20 protein-coding genes and 1 tRNA gene are annotated in these 22,374 nt (G+C 43.1%); 10 read left to right on the top strand and 11 right to left on the bottom strand.

Annotated features, from left to right (window positions below):
• Positions 1-68 precede the first annotated feature (68 nt).
• The 4 genes from BCV39_RS20410 (at position 69) to BCV39_RS20395 (ending at position 3,451) form a co-directional block, all read left to right on the top strand.
• On the top strand, positions 69-677 hold the full coding sequence (locus BCV39_RS20410) for a peroxiredoxin C (protein WP_048658845.1): 609 nt from the start codon (positions 69-71) through the stop codon (positions 675-677).
• 316 nt (positions 678-993) lie between these two features.
• Positions 994-1,737 (top strand): copper homeostasis protein CutC, encoded by a 744-nt coding sequence (locus BCV39_RS20405; RefSeq protein ID WP_102432993.1) that lies wholly within the window; start codon positions 994-996, stop codon positions 1,735-1,737.
• Between the two features lie 100 nt (positions 1,738-1,837).
• On the top strand, positions 1,838-2,767 hold the full coding sequence (locus tag BCV39_RS20400) for a LysR family transcriptional regulator (protein WP_102432992.1): 930 nt from the start codon (positions 1,838-1,840) through the stop codon (positions 2,765-2,767).
• A gap of 126 nt (positions 2,768-2,893) precedes the next feature.
• Entirely contained in the window at positions 2,894-3,451 is a 558-nt protein-coding gene (locus BCV39_RS20395; protein WP_102432991.1) for a porin family protein, read from the top strand.
• 77 nt (positions 3,452-3,528) lie between these two features.
• On the opposite strand, the gene BCV39_RS20390 is transcribed toward BCV39_RS20395, so the two are convergent.
• The gene (locus BCV39_RS20390) at positions 3,529-4,224 is read right to left on the bottom strand and encodes a hypothetical protein (protein ID WP_102432990.1); all 696 of its coding nucleotides are present in this window, start codon (positions 4,222-4,224) and stop codon (positions 3,529-3,531) included.
• Positions 4,225-4,599: 375 nt separating this feature from the next.
• On the opposite strand from BCV39_RS20390, the gene BCV39_RS20385 reads away from it, so the two are divergent.
• On the top strand, positions 4,600-5,091 hold the full coding sequence (locus BCV39_RS20385) for a hypothetical protein (RefSeq protein WP_102432995.1): 492 nt from the start codon (positions 4,600-4,602) through the stop codon (positions 5,089-5,091).
• A gap of 8 nt (positions 5,092-5,099) precedes the next feature.
• Here the strand turns inward: BCV39_RS20385 and phoU are convergent, their stop codons facing one another.
• The 4 genes from phoU to BCV39_RS20365 all read right to left on the bottom strand — a co-directional run bounded on the left by phoU (position 5,100) and on the right by BCV39_RS20365 (position 10,728).
• Positions 5,100-5,798 carry a phosphate signaling complex protein PhoU gene (phoU, locus tag BCV39_RS20380; RefSeq protein WP_009848270.1) on the bottom strand — a complete coding sequence of 233 codons (699 nt, stop codon included), beginning with the start codon at positions 5,796-5,798 and terminating at the stop codon, positions 5,100-5,102.
• Between the two features lie 74 nt (positions 5,799-5,872).
• Positions 5,873-6,691 carry a phosphate ABC transporter ATP-binding protein PstB gene (gene pstB / locus BCV39_RS20375; protein ID WP_048663744.1) on the bottom strand — a complete coding sequence of 273 codons (819 nt, stop codon included), beginning with the start codon at positions 6,689-6,691 and terminating at the stop codon, positions 5,873-5,875.
• The gene (gene pstA / locus BCV39_RS20370) at positions 6,692-8,401 is read right to left on the bottom strand and encodes a phosphate ABC transporter permease PstA (protein ID WP_080967680.1); all 1,710 of its coding nucleotides are present in this window, start codon (positions 8,399-8,401) and stop codon (positions 6,692-6,694) included.
• 110 nt (positions 8,402-8,511) lie between these two features.
• Positions 8,512-10,728, bottom strand: a complete 2,217-nt coding sequence (locus BCV39_RS20365; RefSeq protein ID WP_102432989.1) for an ABC transporter permease subunit — start codon at positions 10,726-10,728, stop codon at positions 8,512-8,514.
• A gap of 199 nt (positions 10,729-10,927) precedes the next feature.
• Here BCV39_RS20365 and ppk1 point away from each other — a divergent pair, with 199 nt between their 5' ends.
• Complete coding sequence (ppk1, locus tag BCV39_RS20360) at positions 10,928-13,024, top strand: polyphosphate kinase 1 (RefSeq protein ID WP_102432988.1); 2,097 nt, start codon at positions 10,928-10,930, stop codon at positions 13,022-13,024.
• On the top strand, positions 13,015-14,526 hold the full coding sequence (gene ppx, locus BCV39_RS20355) for an exopolyphosphatase (RefSeq protein WP_102432987.1): 1,512 nt from the start codon (positions 13,015-13,017) through the stop codon (positions 14,524-14,526). The genes ppk1 and ppx overlap by 10 nt, the downstream gene beginning before the upstream one ends.
• A gap of 78 nt (positions 14,527-14,604) precedes the next feature.
• On the opposite strand, the gene BCV39_RS20350 is transcribed toward ppx, so the two are convergent.
• From BCV39_RS20350 to phoB, 3 genes are read right to left on the bottom strand one after another with little or no spacing between them, the layout of a single operon-like run.
• Positions 14,605-15,582, bottom strand: coding sequence for a phosphate ABC transporter substrate-binding protein PstS family protein (locus BCV39_RS20350; protein ID WP_102432986.1), 978 nt, complete (start codon positions 15,580-15,582; stop codon positions 14,605-14,607).
• Positions 15,579-16,877, bottom strand: coding sequence for a phosphate regulon sensor histidine kinase PhoR (gene phoR, locus BCV39_RS20345; RefSeq protein ID WP_019823041.1), 1,299 nt, complete (start codon positions 16,875-16,877; stop codon positions 15,579-15,581). The genes BCV39_RS20350 and phoR overlap by 4 nt, the downstream gene beginning before the upstream one ends.
• A 32-nt stretch (positions 16,878-16,909) precedes the next feature.
• Positions 16,910-17,599: a phosphate regulon transcriptional regulator PhoB gene (phoB, locus tag BCV39_RS20340; RefSeq protein ID WP_004735064.1), complete on the bottom strand. Its 690-nt coding sequence runs from the start codon at positions 17,597-17,599 to the stop codon at positions 16,910-16,912.
• 194 nt (positions 17,600-17,793) lie between these two features.
• Here phoB and rdgC point away from each other — a divergent pair, with 194 nt between their 5' ends.
• The 3 genes from rdgC to BCV39_RS20325 all read left to right on the top strand — a co-directional run bounded on the left by rdgC (position 17,794) and on the right by BCV39_RS20325 (position 20,601).
• Positions 17,794-18,708: a recombination-associated protein RdgC gene (rdgC, locus tag BCV39_RS20335; RefSeq protein ID WP_017062534.1), complete on the top strand. Its 915-nt coding sequence runs from the start codon at positions 17,794-17,796 to the stop codon at positions 18,706-18,708.
• A 206-nt stretch (positions 18,709-18,914) separates the two neighbouring features.
• Positions 18,915-20,318, top strand: coding sequence for a tRNA 5-hydroxyuridine modification protein YegQ (yegQ, locus tag BCV39_RS20330; RefSeq protein WP_048663751.1), 1,404 nt, complete (start codon positions 18,915-18,917; stop codon positions 20,316-20,318).
• Between the two features lie 28 nt (positions 20,319-20,346).
• On the top strand, positions 20,347-20,601 hold the full coding sequence (locus BCV39_RS20325; RefSeq protein ID WP_004735061.1) for a YfhL family 4Fe-4S dicluster ferredoxin: 255 nt from the start codon (positions 20,347-20,349) through the stop codon (positions 20,599-20,601).
• Positions 20,602-20,641: 40 nt separating this feature from the next.
• On the opposite strand, the gene BCV39_RS20320 is transcribed toward BCV39_RS20325, so the two are convergent.
• The 3 genes from BCV39_RS20320 to BCV39_RS20310 all read right to left on the bottom strand — a co-directional run bounded on the left by BCV39_RS20320 (position 20,642) and on the right by BCV39_RS20310 (position 22,327).
• Positions 20,642-20,950, bottom strand: coding sequence for a hypothetical protein (locus BCV39_RS20320; protein WP_048658856.1), 309 nt, complete (start codon positions 20,948-20,950; stop codon positions 20,642-20,644).
• 273 nt (positions 20,951-21,223) lie between these two features.
• The gene (gene mepA / locus BCV39_RS20315) at positions 21,224-22,063 is read right to left on the bottom strand and encodes a penicillin-insensitive murein endopeptidase (protein WP_048669225.1); all 840 of its coding nucleotides are present in this window, start codon (positions 22,061-22,063) and stop codon (positions 21,224-21,226) included.
• Positions 22,064-22,250: 187 nt separating this feature from the next.
• Positions 22,251-22,327: transfer RNA gene (locus BCV39_RS20310), tRNA-Trp, on the bottom strand.
• Between the last annotated feature and the right edge of the window lie 47 nt (positions 22,328-22,374).

Raw genomic sequence — 22,374 nt, 5'->3', positions numbered from 1 at the left:
TTTGTCGCGTAGAAACGGAGCCCAAACAAAGATGTGTTGGGCCAACTAATTTTTTAGGAGATTCCCAAATGGTACTAGTAGGTCGTCAAGCCCCTGACTTTACTGCAGCAGCTGTTCTAGGTAACGGTGAGATCGTTGATAACTTCAACTTCGCAGAATTCACTAAAGGTAAGAAAGCTGTAGTTTTCTTCTACCCACTAGACTTCACTTTCGTTTGTCCTTCAGAGCTAATCGCTTTCGACAACCGTCTTGAAGATTTCCAAGCTAAAGGCGTTGAAGTAATCGGTGTTTCTATCGATTCTCAATTCTCTCACAACGCATGGCGTAACACTGCTATCGCTGATGGCGGTATCGGTCAAGTTAAATACCCTCTAGTTGCTGACGTTAAGCACGAGATCTGCAAAGCATACGATGTTGAGCACCCAGAAGCAGGCGTTGCTTTCCGTGGTTCTTTCCTAATCGATGCTGACGGTCTTGTACGTCATCAAGTAGTTAACGACCTTCCACTAGGTCGTAACATCGACGAAATGCTACGCATGGTAGACGCACTAAACTTCCACGAGAAGAACGGTGAAGTTTGTCCTGCACAATGGGAAGAAGGTAAATCAGGTATGGACGCATCTCCACAAGGTGTTGCAGCATTCCTATCTGAGCACGCTGACGACCTAAGCAAGTAATTACCTCTTAAGCCCGAACTCAACGCGGGTTAATGGTTGGAAGATTCTCTATAAAGAGACATAAAGCATAAGCTAATAGCGCAAAGCGCACCGCCAATCAGTTAAGAAGTAAAGTCCTATTAAAAGCCCGAAGTTAACGCTTCGGGCTTTTTGCATCTACCCCTTCAATAATGATTTATTCCTCGCTCATATCCGCTATGAATAGGGGTAACCGCAAAGCCAAACTTTACCTCTATTTTCCTCTGCCCCTACCTATTCAGAATCATCCCAAGATTGCTATGATTTCCTTAGTCTCAATTTGAACGAGTAAAATAGCATGAACATCGAAATTGAAGTTTGTATCGATAACCTAGAATCCCTACACAATGCCCTAGCTGGCGGAGCTAATCGTATTGAGCTCTGCTCTTCACTAGCACTGGGTGGGTTAACCCCGAGCTTCGGAATAATGAAGCAAGCCGCTCGCATATCATCAGTTCCCGTGTATGCCATGATTCGCCCTAGACAAGGTGACTTCATCTTCGATAATGACGATATGATGTGCATGCTTGATGATATCCAAGCCGCTGCCGACGCTGGTTTACATGGCGTGGTATTGGGTGTACTTTCCGCTCAAGGTGAAATAGAAATGGTCGCGATGAAAGCACTCACCTCAAAAGCCCACCAGCTAAAGCTTGGCGTGACCTTTCACCGTGCTATCGACCAACTTAATGATTACCCAAAAGCACTAGAACAGATTATCGAGCTTGGTTGTGAACGTGTTTTAACTTCAGGCTTAGCAAGTAACGCAGAACAAGGAAAAGATATTCTGAAGGAGATGGTTGAGCTTACTCAAGGCCGCTTAGACATTATGGCTGGGGCGGGAGTTACCGCTAACAATGGCCGAGATATCCTCAAGCACACTGGCGTTGAAGCGCTGCATTTGTCTGGTAAGTCGACAAGACCGAGCCTTATGACGCAAGCCTCTCAAGCTCAAATGGGGCACGATGACATAGACGACTACTCAATCCCAGTAACGAGCACGGCAAAGATTCAAGCTCTGATTACATCCCTTCACAAATAGACGAACACCGAGAGCTGACTGAACACAAACACAACATGGCTAGTAAAAGCTTGGAAGTCACGTATATTAGTAGAATGAATATAGCGACTCATGGAATGTTATGGCTAAGGATCTGTTCAGCTCTCTTGATTTAAACCTATTACGCACCTTTTTGATTGTTTACCAAGAAAAAAATACCAGAAAGGCAGCTGAGCGTTTATTCGTTTCTCAGCCGGCGGTTAGCCAAGCCCTACAAAAGCTAAGACACCACTTCAACGATGACCTTTTCGTCAAAGTTCATGGTGGATTGCAAGCTACCTCGTTCAGTGAGCAACTCATCAATGAGATAACACCTCACTTGGATGGCTTGATGACGGCAGTGAATGCATCCAATAAATTTGATCCAAACGACATTGACTACCCTATAAAGATTGCGCTATCTCCTGTGGTACTCGCTTGCTTATCCGGCACCTTATACAAAGAACTCATGAGCCAAGCGCCAAACTCGAAACTCGAGCTAGTAAGCTGGTCTACTTCATCTTGTGAAGATATACAGAAAGGAGAGGTTCTGCTAGGGGTTGCTTACGAGCTACCTTTTACATCAAAAGAGATCTATGTAAAAAAACTGGTTGAGATTACAGGCCGATTATTTGTAAGAAAAGATCACCCAATTAAACAAGCTTCAGTCAGTCCCGAAGAATTAGCAGGTTATGAAATAGCATCAATGATATCTCCTGGTTGGAACGACAATTTTAGCCATGCAGCCAACATATTAGAGTCACGTTCAATTCCACACAGTATTGGCTTTCGTTCCGAGATTTTGATGGCAATCATCGATGTCGTAGCGAACTCCGATATGTACATGCCACATTCCAACCTATTCCCCATAGATAACTACCCAACGCTGCGAGCTATAGATGTAGATCTTGATACTAAACATAAGAATGTCAGCGTTTACAGTCATATACATACTAAAAATCGTAATAACCCTCTCATATCCTGGCTTTTCGATGTAATCAAAGCTGCACTACTACAACAGATTAATAAGTAATGCTTATTACAGATATACGAGAACCTATTTAGCTTAAAAATATAACACTGTTTAATATTCACTCCATCGACAGGGAGTCAATCAAATATAAGGATGCAATAATTAAACATTAAGAGCGTTATTTATATGAAATTACTAACTACAGCACTAACCGTTATCGCAATCATTTCTGCTTCATCAGCTTATGCTCAGAAAGACTATTCTGGACATCGTATTGGTTTCGGTATTGTTTCTAGTGAAGTCGATCATCTAGATTCAAATTTCTCTCGAAGCGATTTAGGTAATGGGTTAAAGCTCGAATATGGTTATGACATTAACCGAATCTTTGGTGTGAATATCTCATCAGATACGAGTAAAGAAGATGAAAATTTTGAAGGCTATGGATATGAGACTAAAGTTTCAACCTTCAAAATAGACACAGACATCGGCTATGCATTCTTCCTCAATGGCTTTGATGTAAAGCCATACGGTGCTATTGGTTTTACTCGTGTAGAGGAAAAGATCACGTTAAATACGCCTGACGGTAGTGCAAGTATCAAAGACAACAATACTTCTCTATTGCTAGGCACCGGAGTTAGAGCAAACTTTGATTTCGGCCTATACACTGACCTGCGTTTCAATTTCATCATGATGGATGATTACGATATCGACCAGTTATCTTTAACCGTGGGCTACAAGTTCTAACCTCTCTCGTAATCAGGTACGCTATTTGCTCACAATTATTTCTTATTGTGAGCAAAATAATTAATACCATCGCTTTTCTAATCTTCTGGACGCCAACTCAATGCACTCGCGATAGTACCAATAACTAACGTATCTTTCTCATCATCATTAAGTTCAGGCATCATCTGTAAAGTTAGCATTCCATTCGTCTGAGCCGCTGCTGCCTCTTGTGAAGCTTGTTTAAAGCTATACCCTAAAGGTTTTTCAACTGACATCAAAAGGTCTTTGCTTGAGTGGACAGTTTCGACATCATATTTATTCGACCCAACTCGTATGTAGCCAGCTTCTTTCTTCTCTAAACTAACTTTAATCATCCCAGATTGAGGCTCTAAGACGAACTCTCCTACTTTCTCATTCCTTTGGGTTACAGAGCAGCGATAAGGCTTATTGCCACCGAAATCAACACCCATATAGTTAACTGAAGTCCCACCGCCAGAACAAATTAAGTTCCACACCTGACCATTGTCGTTTCTAGTGATCTCAGCAGCAAGCTCTCCGTCTTTAAAAGAGACAGTATCAAACCATGTTGAGCTTGATGAGTTTCGACTGTATTTGCCTTGATACATACCTGCAATATCAAACGTTCCTTCTTGTCCCAATCCCCAGAAGTCACCATCTGTTTTAATAATAAGTTGCGGTTGCTTACTAACCACTTCTGATTTGTCCATGATGGCAACGCTGCCGCACGCTGTTAACGTGAAAAGGGGAGTTAAAACTAAAAGAAACTTTTTCATACTGATATCTACCTGAAAAATAAATGTGGAGGATAAATTCATCAGGAGAATAAATTAAAGATTGATCGGAATATAGTAAACACTAATGATCCACATCGACATTATCATCATCATATCGGAACAAATACATTAAATAACATAAGGTTAAGTAGGCGCTTATCTATCAAACTCGTTTTGTAAGGCTACGTAAGACAAAGCATTCGCTAAATAACGAAAACAACCACTGATAAGTACACGTTATTACAGAGATAACCAATGCGAATTAGCCTGCTCTTTCAAAGTCCATATAATGATTTCCGTTATCCAGTTAATTCTCTGGGTTCATTCATGGATCGACCTAATGCTAAGGAGAGCAAAAATTACTTCGGTGGTACCATGAAACTAAAAACACTTCTTCTCACTTCGGCTTTATTCTCAACCTCTGCATTTTCAAGTGGTCTTCATTTATCCCCTGAACTAAAAATTGGTTCTTATCATGGCTTCGGATTACAGGCGGGTATTACTGATGTGGCAAATTTAGGCGCTGTTTACCTAAGTTATTCTCACCTTTGGTATGACAGCGATCGATATGATGAAACTGTCGATGCATATCGTATTGGTATCCAAAATATGTTTGGAAGAAATCAAACCCACGGCTTTCAGGCTGAAATTGGTGTGGCAAGCTATGACGGTACAAAAACGCGCTCAGGCGAAGTAGAAGAGAAAACATCACATGGGTTAAGCCTAGGCGGTGCCTATGTTTACCAAGCGACACCAATGCTTGGGTTACGTGCTGGTGTTGATATGAATATTTTTGATCACAATAAAACCTTTGTACCTTACGACACGACGATCAATTTTAATCTTGGTGCAATCCTTAGCTTTTAAGATGTCCCCTACTTCAATGCGTCATCAAGGCTTTGATCGCCTAGGTGACGTACATCTTTACCCTTCACAAAGTAAATAATGTATTCGCAGATGTTTTGGCAACGGTCTCCCACTCGCTCAATCGCACGCGCTGACCACATCACCTGCAAAATATTAGGAATGTTCTTAGGATCTTCCATCATATACGTCATTAACTGACGAATAACCGCCTCGTATTCCGCATCCAACTTATCATCAAGCTTATGAACTTCAGCTGCCGCATCAACATCCATACGAGCAAAAGCATCTAATACTTGGTGAAGCATGGTGATTGCTTGTCGGCATAGCGGCTCTAACGAAACATGGAATTTTTGCTCTTTGGTCGAAGGGATCTCTATCGCGCCTTGAGCAATTTTAGAGGCTACATCACCAATACGTTCCAGATCGGTAATCGTTTTGATGATCGCCATAATCAAACGCAGATCTTTCGCTGTAGGCTGACGCTTTGCAATAATTCGGGTACACGCTTCGTCAATCGACACTTCCATCGCATTCACTTTATGGTCGTCACGAATCACTTTTTTAGCCAATTCAACATCGTCTTTATGAAGCGCCTGCATTGCAAACGAAAGTTGCTGCTCCACTAACCCGCCCATGGTCAATACATGAGTACGGATCGACTCTAACTCGACATTGAATTGCCCTGAAATGTGGCGACCGAAATGCATACCTGCTCCTTGAAAGAAATGAAGAAAGCCATTTTTATAGAGTGACTTAGCTCTAAATGACGCCTCTATAGAGGTTAGCCATATCTACCAGTAATGTAGTCTTCCGTCTGATTTTTCAATGGAGAAGTAAAAATTGAGTCCGTATCTGAGTACTCGATCAATTTTCCCATATGAATAAAAGCAGTATGGTCACTCACGCGCGCCGCTTGCTGCATGTTATGAGTAACAATCACCACGGTGTATTGTGTTTTGAGATCGTTAATCAGCTCTTCAATCGTCAAAGTAGAAATAGGATCCAGTGCCGATGTCGGTTCATCCAACAATAGTACTTCAGGCTCAATCGCGACCGCACGTGCAATCACCAAACGCTGCTGTTGACCACCCGATAAACCAAATGCGTTTTCATGCAGTCGGTCTTTCACTTCATCCCATAGTGCAGCAGCACGCAGAGATCGCTCAACCGCATCATCCAGGTCTCGACTATTGCTGACACCTTGTAGTCTCAAACCATAAACCACATTCTCATAGATAGATTTAGGAAAAGGGTTCGGGCGCTGGAATACCATGCCAACACGACGTCGCAAGGTCGCGACATCTACCTTAGGGTGATAGACGTTCTTGCCATGAAGCTTCACTTTCCCGGAAACCTTGCAGCCCTCAACAAGATCATTCATGCGATTAATACAGCGCAGCAGCGTCGACTTACCGCACCCTGATGGGCCGATAAAAGCCGTCACTTGCCCCTTCGGAATTTGCATTGAAATATCATCGAGTGCTTGACTCTCTTTATAATAAAGATTCAGCCCTTCAATTGAGATAGCAACTTGCTCATCCTTCAGGTTATGAACATCTAGTGGTGCTTGGTAACCCAAGGTTTCATTAATCGAGAACATCTAATCTTGTCCTAAGGTTCGGTATTTTTCACGCAAGTTATTTCGGATATTGATGGCCGTTAAATTTAATCCAACAATCACCGTAACCAATAAAAATGAAGTGGCATACACTAAAGGTCGTGCCGCTTCGATATTCGAGGTTTGAAACCCAACATCATAAATATGAAAGCCTAAATGCATGAACTTTCTGTCTAAATGTAGATACGGGAACTGACCATCGACTGGCAAGCTGGATGCTAGCTTAACAACACCCACCAACATGAGTGGAGCAACTTCCCCCGCGGCTCTCGCGATGGCCAAAATTAAACCAGTGATAATCGCAGGGCTTGCCATCGGTAAAACAATGCGCCAAAGCGTCTCAAATTGAGTAGCACCAAGCGCTAATGAACCATGCCTCACGGAGCTAGGGATACGCGTTAAGCCCTCTTCAGTGGTTACGATAACGACTGGAAGCGTCAAGACAGCTAAGGTTAGTGCTGACCAAAGTAGACCCGGCGTACCAAATGTCGGTGCTGGCAATCGCTCTGCATAAAACAACGTATCAATCGAGCCACCAATGGTATAGACGAAGAAGCCTAAGCCAAAAACGCCATACACAATCGACGGTACACCCGCTAAGTTAATCACGGCAATCCGAATCAAACGTGTTAGTGCGTTGTTTTTTGCATATTCATGAAGATATATCGCAGCAACTACACCAAGAGGCATCACTACGATCGACATGAGAATAACCAACAACACTGTACCGAAAATGGCTGGGAATACGCCACCTTCAGAGTTTGAGTCTCGTGGGTTCTCTGACAAGAACTTCCAAACTTGTTTGCCCCAATGCCCAACCTTTTCAAGGTAGGACATATTATTCGGGTACCAATAATCCAGAATATGGCTGAGCGAAATTTCGACCTGTTCTCCTGTCATATCCTCAACGAGCAAGCTTTCTACATTAAGCTGCGTTCTCAAGTGCTCAAGCTTTACTTCAGCCTCACCTAATTGGCGGTTTAATTCCAGTTTAGTTTGAGTATAGGTTTTAAGATATTCATCGCTCACTGATTCATTGAGTTCAAGCTTACGCTTTTCTAAACGCAAGTTTTCCAATTGCCAGCTTATATTGCGAATTTCTTGGTTCACAACACGCGACGTTTCTTTACGTAACGTATCAGCAAACGCTAAACCTTGTTCGAGCTTTTGGTCTATGTTCGAATCAAATGTGCCAGAAGCGGTTTTAAAACCCACTGGCTTACCAAAGAAATAGCCACCTCGACTTCGTTCAATCACAATCCAATCAAGTGGAGTGGTTGGTTCACGTAAGTTAACATCCAGAATGGAAACAAAGTCCGCAGGGTACAGTTCTCTATTGGCGACTTTGATGCTTAAGCGCTGTATTAGCCCTGTCGACAAATTTTGAGGTGACAAAAGGTCATGGACTTGTGGAACTTGCTCTATCGGGATGTACTTGCGTTCATATAACTGACCAATCAATAAATCTTGTTTCGATACGGTTTCGTCAAGGTCAACTACTAACGATAAGTCTTTGGAATCAACTTGCCATTGGTACAAAGGTGCTGGCCAAAAATAGGTCAAGCCCTTCCAACCAATCAGCAGCATCAGGCCAAGAACAGAAAGCATACTGATGCTCACCGCCCCACCCGTTAGCCATATCCACGGAGAGCCCGATTTAACCCAAAATAATAATGACTTCAGTTTATTGATCATAATCGACCTTGCTCTGACGCGCTGAAACCAAGGTACAGTAAAGATCACGAGATGCGCTAGCCAAACAACTAAAAGCCGTTGATACACATTGAGATAAACCGATAAAACTACAGTGCACGATATTTGTCTCTCAATCTTTGTCGAACCCACTCTGCGACTGAGTTCACCGCAAACGTAAAAATAAACAGCAAGAGTGCAGCCAAGAACAACAAGCGGAAGTGAGATCCCCCCACTTCAGATTCAGGCAGCTCTACAGCAATCGTTGCCGATAACGTCCTCATCCCTTCTAGAATATTCCAATCAAGGATCGGCGTATTACCTGTTGCCATCAAAACGATCATCGTTTCGCCCACAGCTCGTCCTAGCCCCATCATGATGGCTGAAAAGATACCTGGGCTAGCCGTCAATAACACCACATAAATAAGGGTCTGCCACGCGGTTGCACCTAAAGCTAATGAACCATCAGATAAGTGTTTAGGCACAGAGAAAATCGCGTCTTCTGCGATAGTAAAAATGGTCGGGATAACCGCGAATCCCATAGCAAAACCGACCACCAGCGCATTACGTTGGTCAAAATCGATACCATAGCTAGCCAAGAAAGTACGAATATCCCCCCCAAACAGCAAGGCTTCCATACTATTTTCAGCAATAAATACTGCAATCACAGTAATCACCAATACCGGAATCAATATCAGGGCATGCCAACCATTAGAAAAACGACTGGTCACCATCTTCGGTAAGCAGAACCACACAAGCCCAGTCAGCAGTGTGCTCAATGGCAATAACACCATTAACAAGAAAACGGCCGTTAAATGCGTTTCAACAATGGGAGCAAACCAAAGCCCGGCTAAGAATCCGATGATAACGGTCGGAAGAGCTTCCATCAGCTCTATCGAAGGTTTCACCACTCTTCGCATTCGAGGAGACATGAAGTAAGCGGTATAAATGGCTCCGAGTACAGCAACAGGTACTGCGAACATCATCGCGAACAGGGCGGCTTTGATAGTACCAAACGTGATAGGTACTAAACTGAATTTCTCTTCAAAGTCATCATTAGCCGACGTTGATTGCCACACATATTGAGGCTCTGGGTAGCTTTCGTACCAGACTTTTTGCCAAAGTGATGAGAATGAGATTTGCGGATATTCGTTATCGACTTTAGCCACACTGATGGTGCCATCAATCAGCGTCGCCAGATGCAGTTCATTGGCAGACATAGCGGCTAATTGTGGTGACTTCTCAAATGCCCGTTCAAACAAAGACAGTTTTTCACTGGTCGTATAGTGGCTCTGTAAGGTGCCGTTTTTGTAGAAGCTATAGAAGCCCTTCCTGTAAGTATCAGGCAGGATAAATTGAACCTCTTCAGCAAGCTGGAAGTCTCGAATATGGGTTAAGCTACGCTTTTCATCTTTGAGAACATCAAACCACTGAGAAACCTGCCCGTCCTCATGCGTAACCAATAGCGAATAGGCCCCAGACAACAAATCGATACTTTTCACCGAGTGCTTCGCATCATTCAAGCTAAGGTCAATCACTTCACGAACATTAAAGCCGCTATCTGATAACTTCAAAACCACTAAATCCGATTGTGCTCGGAGATATAAGGTTTGACCATCGGGTGTCACTAACAGCTGTTGCTGTATGCCCAACTTATCCGATAGCCATTGGCTCTTCTGAAAAATATACTGACCCGTAATATCACTTTGGTACCACTTCACTAAGACTCGTTGGTCACTTAGCTGAGCGGCAACCGTGATACCACGTCCATTCTTAGCGAACGCGAATTTTTCGATTGTCGCCTCGTTCGAGGATTCGTCATTTAAAAATGGCTCAGGGAGAGTGATTTGCTCGATTTTAGGTTCGGCTTCACTGCCCTTTTGCAGCACAGGCGCACTATACTCAGGGTAGAAAAAAGTAAGGTTGCTTGCGCTATCGGCAAAAGCAAACCAGTTTTCAGATGGGGTGTTTCGAGAAAAGGCAATTGGATTGGCTAAAACATTTCGCTCAAAGTAAGAGTGTGTATTTTGAGACTCTAAATCCCAAAATTTCACCAAACCGTTTTTTTCGATAGTAAATGCATGCTGACCGTATTCATCAACCGATATGGCGATAGCCTTTTCTACAGCAACGCTCTTTACTGCTCGGTCTGTCTCTAAACCAGTATCAGAAAATACTGGTAAAATGACCATCGCCAAGTAAACAAAGATCAATACCAGAGCAGCTAAGACACTGACGGCACCACATGTCACTGAAAAACGGACGAGACGATCTTTCAACCATCTTTTTTTGTCGCGCTCTTTCAATGAAAATTGGGCTGAAGCCATCTGTTTATCTACCTTTTTTTAGCTACTGACATAATATGTACGTTAGATGACAATTATATTACAAGTTACGTTAAACAACTGAAACTAATAACAAGTTTGTTAGCCATATTTCTTAAAGTAAGATCATAAATTTTGTGCATTTTGTCATTCTAACTTAAAGTAATCACCTCTATAGGCAGCTCTCAAGGATTATCATTCGATGGAAAAAGACTATGTTACAAAAGAACTTAGCTGGTTATCCTTCAACGAAAGAGTACTCCAAGAAGCGGCCGACAAGTCAGTCCCCTTAATCGAGAGAGTTCGTTTTTTAGGTATTTACTCAAAAAACCTCGATGAGTTTTACAAAGTCCGATTTGCTGATGTGAAACGAAAGATCTTACATCAAGATCCACAGCAACAAACCAACTCGCAGAAAACCTTACTGACTCAAATGCAGAGTAAAGCAAGTAAGCTCGATACTCGATTTCATGAACTGTATAACGACCTGTTATTGGAACTGGCGCGTAATCGTATTTTTCTGGTCAACGAGCAGCAAATCACCGAAGAGCAGAGTGAATGGATCAAAAAGTACTTTAAGAAAAAAGTGCTGCCGCGCTTAACGCCATTCCTCTTGAACGAAGATAGCCAGTTACTCAATATTCTGAAAGATGAGCAAAGTTACTTAGCCATCGATATCGAGCGTGAGACATCTTCTCAATACGTATTACTTGAAATCCCATCAGAGGCACTACCTCGATTTGTTAAGTTACCAGACACCTCTGGATCACAGCGTACTACTTTGATCTTATTAGATAATATAGTTCGATTTTGTTTAGATGACTTGCTTAAAGGGTTCTTTGAGTATGACTCATTGCGTTGCTTTGCGATAAAAATGACGCGCGATGCCGATTATGATCTTCAAAAGAACAATGAAAATAGTCTATTAGAATTGATGTCTCTAGGTTTAGAGCAACGTCTTACCGCACTTCCGATACGCCTTATCTATGACTCAGAAATGCCAGCTGAAATGCTCAATTTTTTACAAGTCAGACTTAAATTATCTGACTATGACAGTGTCATCGCCGGAGGCCGTTACCACAACTTCAAACATTTCTGCGAATTTCCTAGCCTTAACCGACGTGATTTGGTTAATCGTCCACTTCCCGCGATTAAGTGTGCACATTTCAGCCATTACCCAAACTATTTCGAAGCGATAAAAGCTCGTGACATCTTATTGCATTACCCTTACCACACTTTTAATCACATCACTGAGCTTGTTAGGCAGGCTTCCTTTGATCCCAAAGTAACCGCCATAAAAATAAATGTTTACCGTGTTGCGGAAGGCTCTAAACTGCTCAGTTCGATCATCGATGCGGCACACAATGGCAAAAAAGTAACGGTGGTTATCGAGCTGCAAGCCCGCTTTGATGAACAAGCCAATATTCAATGGACTAAGAAACTTCAAGAAGCAGGGATAAAAGTCATCCATGGTATCCCGAGTTTAAAAATCCACTCCAAATTGCTGCTCATCAAACGAAAAGAAGGCAAGCATACGGAGCATTACGCTCATATTGGCACTGGTAACTTTCATGAAATTACAGCACGCGTGTATACCGATTTTTCTCTGCTCACCGCGAATGAAGACTTGACTCAAGAGGTGAGGCAAGTCTTTAAATATATCGAAAACCCATATCAAAAATCACAGTTCAAGCAACTGATTGTGTCACCAAAGAATACAAGAAAACGTCTATATCAGTTGATAGATCGTGAAATACAAAACGCGATAGAGGATAAGCCATCAAGCATCACTCTAAAACTCAACAACTTGGTCGATCGAGAGATCATCGAAAAGCTCTATCAGGCTAGCCAAGCCAATGTAAAAGTAAGAATGATCATTCGTGGTATGTGCTCTCTTGTCTCTGGCATACCCAACATCAGTGACCATATTGAGATTGTCAGTGTGGTCGATCGTTTTCTCGAACATCCGAGAGTGATGATATTTGGTAATGCTGGAAAGCCGAAAGTCTATATCTCCTCTGCTGACTGGATGACTCGAAACTTTGATCACCGCATCGAGGTTGCTGCCCCAATTTTAGATCCAAAGATCAAGCAAACCATTATCGATATCACCGAGTTTCATTTTGAAGACGGCAACAAAGCTCGAGTGTTAGACCAATCGATGAGCAACCCTTACATACAACCACCAGCAACCCCACTTGATTACCCAACGTCACAACTCTCCACTTACCACTATATTAAACGTATGGAGAAACTTACTCGCAAGAAGTACAAACAAGAGAAGAAATCATGCCGCTAATTGATAACGAACATTCTCGATGTATTGCCGCCATAGACTTAGGCTCGAACAGCTTCCACATGGTGGTTGCCCGAGTATTCGATCAACACCTGCAATTAGTCAGCAGACACAAACAGAAAGTGAGATTAGGTGATGGATTGGATGAACGTAACTTCCTATCCGAAAGCGCTATCGAGCGAGGCCTAGAATGCCTCAAGGTGTTCGCAGAACGACTAGCGGATTTTGAGCTTGATGATGTCAGAGTTGTTGCGACTCATACTCTAAGAAAGGCCAAAAACGCTAAAGACTTCTTAGAACAAGCTAAACCATTGTTTCCTTTTCCAATCGAGATCATTTCTGGTCAAGAAGAAGCTCGAATAATCTATAACGGCGTAGAACACACTCAAACCGCTTCTGAATCAAAGTTGGTTATTGATATCGGTGGAGGGAGTACCGAACTCGTCGCTGGACAAGGCTTTACTCCCCTAATTATGCGCAGTTTACCGATGGGATGCGTCAGCTTCACTCAACGTTTCTTTACTGAAGGAGAGCTAACCTCACAACACTTTTCAGATGCTTATACCGCGGCTGCTCGTCTATTGATGCCACTGATTGAAGAATATAAAAACCCCCCTTGGGAAATAGCTTTTGGCTCATCTGGGAGCGCTAAATCCATAAAAGAGGTACTCATTGGCTTAGGATTCACCGACGGTCTCATTACGCCCCAGCGCCTGTCCTATTTAAAGAATCACTTATGTGAGTATTCATCTTCCGAAACCTTAAGTCTTTCAGGTTTAAGTGATGAGAGAAAGCCAGTGTTTGCTGCTGGTGTCACCATTCTTTCAGCAGTCATGGATACGCTAGACATCAAGGAGTTACATTTTTCTGATGGTGCCCTAAGAGAAGGCGTTCTTTATGACATGGAGGATAGATTTAAAGATATTGATGTTCGCACAAGAACTGCCGAAACGCTGGTCTCTCGATACCATGTTGACGTAGCTCATGGCCAGAAAGTCAAAGTACTCGCACTTGCATTATTGAAACAAGTGCAGCCTCAAGTGACTACTACAGTCACTAATGAGCTGTATGATCTGGTTGGTTGGACAGCATTGCTTCATGAGGTTGGACAAAGCATTGCATTTCAAGGCTATCACCGCCATTCGGCTTATCTGCTTAAGCACACGACAATGCCAGGCTTCAATACGGAGCAGCAACGTCTGATCTCGACATTAGTTCGCTATCAAAGAAAAGCGCTCAAGTTACAAGACTTACCGGAGCTTTCTCTATTTACTCCACAACAAATCACACTGCTGATTCGTATATTGAGACTCGCTATCTTACTTAATCGTCAGCGAAATCAAGCACCTGAACCAAACGTAACTCTAACGATTGAACAACAGCATAACTGGGAATTAAAAGGATCTAACAGCGACTGGTTGACCCAAAACCAACTGCTTGAGTATGAACTCAGAGAAGAGCAACAACGTTGGAACAACGCTGGATGGTCGTTGAAACTAAAATAACGAACAATCAAAATAATAACAGCCTGCGAGATCGCAAGCTGTTCATAGGTTTCTTTTCTACGTTCGTAGTGACCTCAATCAGAGCCCGACTTTCGCCAACTCTTGCTCTGCGAACTCAGACGGTATCGCTAAGTAGCCATCCTTCTCTACCAGTTCTTGCCCTTGCTTTGAGAATACAAAAGTGAGGAACTCTCTCTCAACAGGAGAAAGCGGTTTATCTGGGTGTTTGTTCACGTACACATAAAGAAAGCGTGATAGAGGGTAATCACCGCTCAAGATATTCGCTCGAGTCGGCTCTACATAATCAGAACCATGCTCTGAAATAGGAATAAGCTTTACACCTGCTACACGATAGCCAATACCTGAGTAACCGATCCCACTGATTGATGAAGCGACCGATTGCACAACGGATGCGGAACCAGGCTGCTCATTCACGCGATTTTTAAAATCACCACCGCACAGCGCATTCTGTTTGAAGTAACCATAGGTACCCGATACTGAATTGCGGCCGAACAGTTGGAATCGATGTTTTGCCCATGGTTGTTCGATTCCGAGATCTTGCCAGCTATTGAGAGGCTTAGTCGCTCCGCAGCGTAGAGTCTCGGAAAAGATGCCATCAATCTGACGAAAGTTGAGCCCCTCAATAGGGTTATCACGATGCACAAAAAGTCCAATCGCATCGATAGCAACTCGCAGTGCTGTTGGCTTATATCCGTGCTCCCTTTCAAATGCTTCAATTTCTCGCAGGCGCATCGGTCGACTCATTGGCCCTAGATGTGCAGTCCCTTCGGTTAAGGCTGGAGGAGCAGTAGAAGAACCCGATGCTTGGACTTGAGCGTTAACATTTGGGTAGTAGGACTTGAACTCTTCCACCCATAACGTCGTCATACCCGCTAAGGTATCCGAACCGACCGATAATAAGCTCCCAGAAATTCCCGGAACCTTAGAATAATCAGGAAGAGAATCGACACCCTGTTCGGCATGCACAGGGTTAACTAAAACAAACGCTAATAATGAGCTGACTGGAAAACGCATCCTGCGTATCGAGCAACTCATGATACGGTCAGTCGATTTGGTAAAGTAAAATGGAATCGACTACCGACGCCCACTTCACTTTGAATTTCTAAATGTGAGTCATGGTGACTAAGCGCGTGTTTCACAATCGCTAATCCAAGACCACTACCACCAGTATCACGTGAGCGTGCTTTATCTACACGGTAGAAACGCTCTGTGAGTCGATGTAAGTGTTGTGGCTCAATACCGTCCCCAGTATCGGACACATCCAAACACGCGCCTTGACTGGTCTGGTACCAACGCACCTTAACCGTCGCGCCCGGTGGTGTGTATTTCACTGCGTTATAAACCAAATTCGATATCGCACTTCTCAATTGGTCTTCATCAGCTAATACACGTAGGCTCTTATCAATATCAAACTCAAGCTTGTGTTCGCGGTCACCACTCAAGCTCGCGGCTTCTTTCTCAAGAACCTCAAGCATAGCGGGAACGTTGACCACTTCATCAAGCTCATGCATTGGCGCAGCTTCAATTTTAGAAAGCGTGAGTAGTTGATTGACCAGACTGTTCATGCGATTCAATTGCTCGGTCATCACACCATGAGCTTTAGGCCACATAGGCCCAACGACCATGTCTGGATCTTCCGTCATTTCAAGGTAGCCCTGAAGTACGGTCATTGGAGTACGTAGCTCGTGAGAAACGTTAGCAAAGAAGTTACGACGCATACCTTCTAGCTGCTTTAGCTGAGTAACATCACGTACCACCATTAAGTGTTCACCCTCGGTATACGGCACAATACGCAACTCAAGCATACGCTCCACATTCAGTGGCGAAGGCATCTCTAACGGTTCTGAAAAATCTTGTTTATTAAGATACTTAATGAAGTCCGGCGTGCGGATCAAGTTAGAAATCGGTTGTCCTGAATCGTCCGGCCAGCGAAACCCAAGTAAATATTGAGCGAGCTTATTACACCAAACGATATTACCTTCACCGCGAAATACCACAACGGCATCGGGAAGCGATTCTGCACCGTTACGGAAACGGCGAATAAGATTGGTCAATTCTTTACGCTTGCGACGCTGTCTCTGCTGCATACGATAAATACCGTTGAACAGAGATTCCCAATTCCCAGAACCTGATGGTGGCGTTAGACGCTTCTCATCCCACAACCATGCGGACAAACGCATTTGATTATGTAGATGCCAGCCGAGCTGCAATACCGTGGCAGCCAGCAGTAACCAAGGTAGGTAGCCGAATATCCAACCGACTAAAACCCAAGGTGCGTAAAAAAAAGCCAGCTCCCAAGCCAGCTTTTTCCAGGTTAACTTTTCAACCATTCAGGACTCCGTAAACTGGGTAGCGAGCCACACTAAGCCTTTGTAGAAAAACGGTAGCCCGCACCGCGAACCGTTTGGATTAGCTTGTCGTGACCTGCAGATTCAAGTGCTTTACGCAGGCGTCGAATATGTACATCAACAGTACGATCTTCAACGTAAACGTTGGTGCCCCAGACGTTATTCAGTAATTGCTCTCGGCTGTATACACGCTCTTGGTGCGTCATAAAGAAGTGCAGCATTTTGAATTCTGTTGGGCCCATATCTACTGGACCTTCACTCGCGGTAACACGGTGTGATACAGGGTCTAGTTTAAGACCTTGAACGTCAATCACATCTTCCAATGCGGTTGGGGTTACTCGGCGAATAACCGCTTTCAGGCGAGCTACTAACTCTTTTGGCGAAAATGGTTTGGTAATGTAGTCGTCAGCGCCAACTTCTAAACCGCGAACCTTATCTTCTTCTTCACCACGAGCCGTCAGCATCACCACTGGGATGTTGCGAGTTAACTCTTCACGCTTCATGTGCTTGATAAAGTTTATCCCGCTACCACCAGGTAGCATCCAATCTAGTAATACTAGATCTGGGAAAGGTTCACATAGCTTGTTTACCGCTGTATCGTAATCTTCAGCCTCTACTGCTTGGTAGCCTTTTTGTTCAAGTACAAAACACAGCATCTCACGAATAGGTGCTTCATCTTCAACGACCAGAATCCTTCTCGACATAATTGAATAGCCTTTGTATTTAATCAACGCATTGCATTATCTGAGTTAATTATGACACTTTTGTGACCTTTGAAAACAAATTTTCATATAACTGTCTCAAACGTTTCACTTTACAACTTTTGATACAGAGCTAAGGACAAATCGAATTAGATCTCATATCATGAAGCACTTCCAAAAAGGTATGAGAAAAATTTATGTGGTTTAAAAATTGCCTAGTCTATCGCTTCAACCGTGATATTGATTTCAACGCAGATCAGCTAGAGAAACAACTTGAAGAATTCCGCTTTACTCCTTGTGGTAGCCAAGACAAACAGAAGTTTGGTTGGGTACATGCAATGGGTAGACACGGCGATATGATGACGCACGTATCAGAAAACCGCATTCTAATTTGTGCAAAGAAAGAAGAGAAAATGCTACCGGCTTCTGTGATCAAAGAATCGCTGAACGCAAAAGTAGAAACGCTTGAAGCTGAATCTGGCACTCCTCTTAAAAAGAAAGAGAAAGACAGCCTAAAAGAAGACATCATCATTGATTTGCTTCCTCGTGCATTCAGCCGCAGTAACTTTACTTACGCGCTGATCATGCCAAAAGAAGGTTTCATTGTGGTTGATGCTAGCAGCTACAAAAAAGCAGAAGACGTATTAGCATTGCTACGTAAAACAATGGGTAGCCTACCAGTCGTGCCCGCTATTCCTGAGCAAGCGATTGAAACGACTCTAACCGAGTGGGTTAAATCAGGTGATACACCTCAAGGTATCACAATGCTTGATGAAGCTGAGCTTAAGTCGATTCAGGAAGACGGCGGTATTGTTCGAGTTAAGAAACAAGAACTAGAAGCGGACGAGATTAAGAACCACATCGAAGCCAATAAGATGGTGACTAAACTTCTTATCAACTGGCAAGATCGTATTGAATTCATTCTGGCAGAAGACGGCAGCATCAAGCGCCTAAAATTCAGCGATGAACTTAAAGATGAAAACGATGATATCCCTCGTGAAGACCAAGCTGCGCGTTTTGATGCTGATTTCTCACTTCTATGTGGTGAGTTCAGCGTTTTCCTTCCGAACTTATTTGAATCACTTGGCGGGTTAACTCAACCAAACGCTTAATCTGTGATTTTAAAAGCTCAGATTTCGATGGTATCTGAGCTTATTTCCTAGCAAACTCTTGCTTATATTTATCTCTCTGCCCTCTTCTTAATGTCATTGCTATCTTTAGGGCTATCAACCAAACTCGTTTTAGCGTAAAATTTGCGCCCCTTTGATATCACTTGGTGGTATCAACCTGACTTGAGATCAGATTAGAGAACGAAGCAATGACTACACAAAAACCATTTGTACCTGAACTATTATCACCGGCAGGAAGCCTTAAAAACATGCGCTACGCATTCGCCTATGGCGCAGATGCAGTTTACGCAGGCCAGCCACGTTACAGCCTTCGCGTTCGTAACAACGAGTTCAATCACGAAAACCTACAAATTGGTATCGATGAAGCTCATGCTCAAGGCAAAAAGTTATATGTTGTATGTAACATTCAGCCGCACAACTCTAAATTAAAAACATTTATTCGCGACCTTAAACCTGTTGTCGATATGGGCCCAGACGCTCTTATCATGTCAGATCCTGGTCTTATCATGATGGTTCGTGAAGCATTCCCGGAGATGCCAATCCACCTTTCTGTTCAAGCAAACGCAGTAAACTGGGCGACCGTTAAGTTCTGGTCAACTCAAGGCGTTGAGCGTGTGATTCTATCTCGTGAGCTTTCTCTTGAAGAGATCGAAGAGATTCGCGAACACTGCCCTGAAACAGAGCTAGAGATCTTTGTTCACGGTGCACTTTGCATGGCGTATTCTGGTCGTTGCCTACTTTCTGGCTACATGAACAAACGCGATCCAAACCAAGGTACTTGCACTAACGCTTGTCGTTGGGAATACAAAACAGAAGCGGCAAAAGAAGACGAAAACGGTCAGATCGTTGAAGCAAACCCTACTGGTGTTGAGATTCAAGAAGTAGAAGTTCAAGACGAACGTCCAGACAACACACTAGGTCTTGGTAAACCAACCGACGAAGTCGTTCTACTTTCTGAGTCACATAAGCCAGAAGAGAAAATGGCAGCGTTTGAAGATGAGCATGGTACTTACATCATGAACTCAAAAGATCTTCGCGCGATCCAACACGTTGAACGCCTAACGAAGATGGGTGTCCACTCTCTGAAAATCGAAGGTCGTACTAAGTCTTTCTACTACTGTGCACGTACAGCACAGGTTTACCGTAAAGCGATCGATGACGCTGTAGCAGGCAAGCCGTTCGATGAAAGCCTAATGGGTACACTAGAGAGCCTAGCTCACCGTGGTTACACTGAAGGTTTCCTACGCCGCCACACTCATGATACATACCAAAACTACGAGTACGGTTACTCTATCTCAGACACTCAACAGTTTGTTGGTGAATTCACAGGTAAGCGCCGCGGTGACCTAGCGGAAGTAGAAGTGAAGAACAAATTCCTAGTTGGCGATAGCTTAGAAATGATGACACCGAAAGGTAACGTTGTTTTCACGCTAGAGATGATGGAAAACCGTAAGTCTGAAGCAGTAGAAGATGCGAAAGGTAACGGTCACTTTGTATTTATCCCTGTACCAGCAGATCTAGATCTAGAGTACGGCTTGTTGATGCGTAACTTGAGCGAAGGCCAAGACACACGTAACGCATCAGGTAAGTAACTTTACTTAGAAAACCGAGAAGTAAGCAATGGCTCTGTTAATCACTGACAAGTGCATAAACTGCGATATGTGTGACCCTGAATGCCCAAATGGTGCAATCACTATGGGTGACAGTATCTTCGAGATCGATCCAGATTTATGTACTGAATGTAAAGGTCACTATGAGAAGCCAACGTGTCAATCTGTATGCCCGATTACCAAGTGCATCATCACTGACCCCAACCATATTGAAACTGATGATGAGCTACTTGAGAAGTTTGTTATCATTCAAGGCTTGACCTAAAAGAGAAAAGGTTCAACTTATTGTAAGTTGAACCTTTTTTTTATCCTGACTTTTCGATTGGATAAATATTGCAGAAGAGCTCTTTTTCAAATTGATATTCGAGTCGCTCCCGCCAATTTATCGACTGAGAAACAGGAACTAGATAAAAGTGTTCCCGCCCAGTGTCAGTCACAAATGCCATTCCATACTGCATCAATTCATAGTGAACATCATTCACGAAGCTAGGGTCTAAGCGTTGTCTACCTGTCAGTTGGGTAATGTCATCTCTCGAAATCGAAATACCAGAACTTTCAGCGTTGAACCTATGTCTTAACCATTCTGAAAATTCCTTGGCACAAATCATAGTCATAGTCTTATCCTTGAATTATCTATCGACGGGTATCAGACTCTGATTTCGCATACTGCATATAAGCCGCATCTTTCACCCCAAAACACTCCATCCCTGACCAAACCTTGTCAAATTCGTCATCGCCGTTGCTGATACCGTAATTGATTTTATTAATATCAAACGATATTCTTAATCTAGTGTTTATAAACTCTAGACAAAAGTGTGACATTTCTCCAGTTTCAGAGACGAGAAAGCCAGTGTCGTTACCACTGTAATTAACCTTGATAGATACGATTACTTATTAGATATCAAGGCTAAACATTGACTTGGCATCACTTTAACTTTCTTCTTTTTCTTACTTTTTACGACTTTTTTAGGAGGAGGAACAGGTATAGTTTTCGGAGCCCAACTTGCAAGTTCGTCTCCACAACCATCACCTTTAGGAGGGCTTGCTTGGGCTATGCAGTTTGAACTCCCTTCAGGGCACTTCAAGCGAACATGAAAATGTGAATGATGTCCCCACCAAGGTCTGATTTTTCCAAGCCAAGCTCTATCATCTGCGTCAGAATCTTCTTGATCACAAAGGGTTTGCTTAATCACTGGATGAACAAAAATACGCACCACTTTTTCATCTTTCGCTGCATAACGAATAACTTGAAAATGCTCATCAGTCCAATTCGATTGACGCAATTTGTAGTTAGTAAGATCCACAACGCTCACAGGTTTAGGCACAGCTAACTCGTTTTCTGACAATCTCTTACTCGTTAACCTTAACCATATATCAATATCTAACCCGGTTTGATGACTTGAATGACCGGAAGAAAAGCGCCCTCCTCTAGGAAGAGAAATATCACCGACCAATAAATTAGTATTGAGTTTCTCGCTAGTAGTTACACCTAACCTCTCGATAAACTTTATAGCTTCTGTATGACCATAGTAGCGTTCTCTTTGGGGACGAATGATTTGATACCCCAAACCATTAATAGGTAGAGCCTGTGCTCCATCAAGGCAGCCATTAGCATAACTACCTATTGATGAGGTTGAGTTTCTTGTCGGGATTTTTTCTTCTTCCCATGGGGTTGCCAAAGCAGAAAATGAATAAAACAGGACAACTAAAACAAAAGATAACCTCATAACCGTTCCATGTAAGTGATGCATATTATCTATACTAGTCGGCATTCGAGAAGAGTTGACGATTATTGGTAACTTTTTGGGGATAGACAGAGAGGTATTTGAGGTGGAAGAAGCTGAAAGGGGATTATGAAGTATTTCGCCACCAGAAAGTAAAAAGGCTCTAGTCTTTCGACTAGAGCCTTAAATATGGCAGGGGTGGAGAGATTCGAACTCCCAACACGCGGATTTGGAATCCGCTGCTCTGCCAATTGGAGCTACACCCCTATTTCAGTTTTAAAGAGCTGAAACTCTGAATAAGTGGCGGAGTGGAC

It is taken from the genome of Vibrio sp. 10N.286.55.E10 (assembly GCF_002872555.1).
Taxonomy (GTDB): domain Bacteria; phylum Pseudomonadota; class Gammaproteobacteria; order Enterobacterales; family Vibrionaceae; genus Vibrio; species Vibrio crassostreae.
The sequence above is the reverse complement of the archived record's forward strand: the minus strand, read 5'-3'. Positions and strand labels throughout refer to the sequence as shown.

Excerpts from the sequence above, each read along its gene's own strand:
- BCV39_RS20410 (WP_048658845.1), top strand. The coding sequence starts at position 69 with ATGGTACTAGTAGGTCGTCAAGCCCCTGACTTTACTGCAGCAGCTGTT.
- BCV39_RS20405 (WP_102432993.1), top strand. The coding sequence starts at position 994 with ATGAACATCGAAATTGAAGTTTGTATCGATAACCTAGAATCCCTACAC.
- BCV39_RS20400 (WP_102432992.1), top strand. The coding sequence starts at position 1,838 with ATGGCTAAGGATCTGTTCAGCTCTCTTGATTTAAACCTATTACGCACC.
- BCV39_RS20395 (WP_102432991.1), top strand. The coding sequence starts at position 2,894 with ATGAAATTACTAACTACAGCACTAACCGTTATCGCAATCATTTCTGCT.
- BCV39_RS20390 (WP_102432990.1), bottom strand. The coding sequence starts at position 4,224 with ATGAAAAAGTTTCTTTTAGTTTTAACTCCCCTTTTCACGTTAACAGCG.
- BCV39_RS20385 (WP_102432995.1), top strand. The coding sequence starts at position 4,600 with ATGAAACTAAAAACACTTCTTCTCACTTCGGCTTTATTCTCAACCTCT.
- phoU (WP_009848270.1), bottom strand. The coding sequence starts at position 5,798 with ATGCATTTCGGTCGCCACATTTCAGGGCAATTCAATGTCGAGTTAGAG.
- pstB (WP_048663744.1), bottom strand. The coding sequence starts at position 6,691 with ATGTTCTCGATTAATGAAACCTTGGGTTACCAAGCACCACTAGATGTT.
- BCV39_RS20365 (WP_102432989.1), bottom strand. The coding sequence starts at position 10,728 with ATGGCTTCAGCCCAATTTTCATTGAAAGAGCGCGACAAAAAAAGATGG.
- ppk1 (WP_102432988.1), top strand. The coding sequence starts at position 10,928 with ATGGAAAAAGACTATGTTACAAAAGAACTTAGCTGGTTATCCTTCAAC.
- ppx (WP_102432987.1), top strand. The coding sequence starts at position 13,015 with ATGCCGCTAATTGATAACGAACATTCTCGATGTATTGCCGCCATAGAC.
- BCV39_RS20350 (WP_102432986.1), bottom strand. The coding sequence starts at position 15,582 with ATGAGTTGCTCGATACGCAGGATGCGTTTTCCAGTCAGCTCATTATTA.
- phoR (WP_019823041.1), bottom strand. The coding sequence starts at position 16,877 with ATGGTTGAAAAGTTAACCTGGAAAAAGCTGGCTTGGGAGCTGGCTTTT.
- phoB (WP_004735064.1), bottom strand. The coding sequence starts at position 17,599 with ATGTCGAGAAGGATTCTGGTCGTTGAAGATGAAGCACCTATTCGTGAG.
- rdgC (WP_017062534.1), top strand. The coding sequence starts at position 17,794 with ATGTGGTTTAAAAATTGCCTAGTCTATCGCTTCAACCGTGATATTGAT.
- yegQ (WP_048663751.1), top strand. The coding sequence starts at position 18,915 with ATGACTACACAAAAACCATTTGTACCTGAACTATTATCACCGGCAGGA.
- BCV39_RS20325 (WP_004735061.1), top strand. The coding sequence starts at position 20,347 with ATGGCTCTGTTAATCACTGACAAGTGCATAAACTGCGATATGTGTGAC.
- BCV39_RS20320 (WP_048658856.1), bottom strand. The coding sequence starts at position 20,950 with ATGACTATGATTTGTGCCAAGGAATTTTCAGAATGGTTAAGACATAGG.
- mepA (WP_048669225.1), bottom strand. The coding sequence starts at position 22,063 with ATGAGGTTATCTTTTGTTTTAGTTGTCCTGTTTTATTCATTTTCTGCT.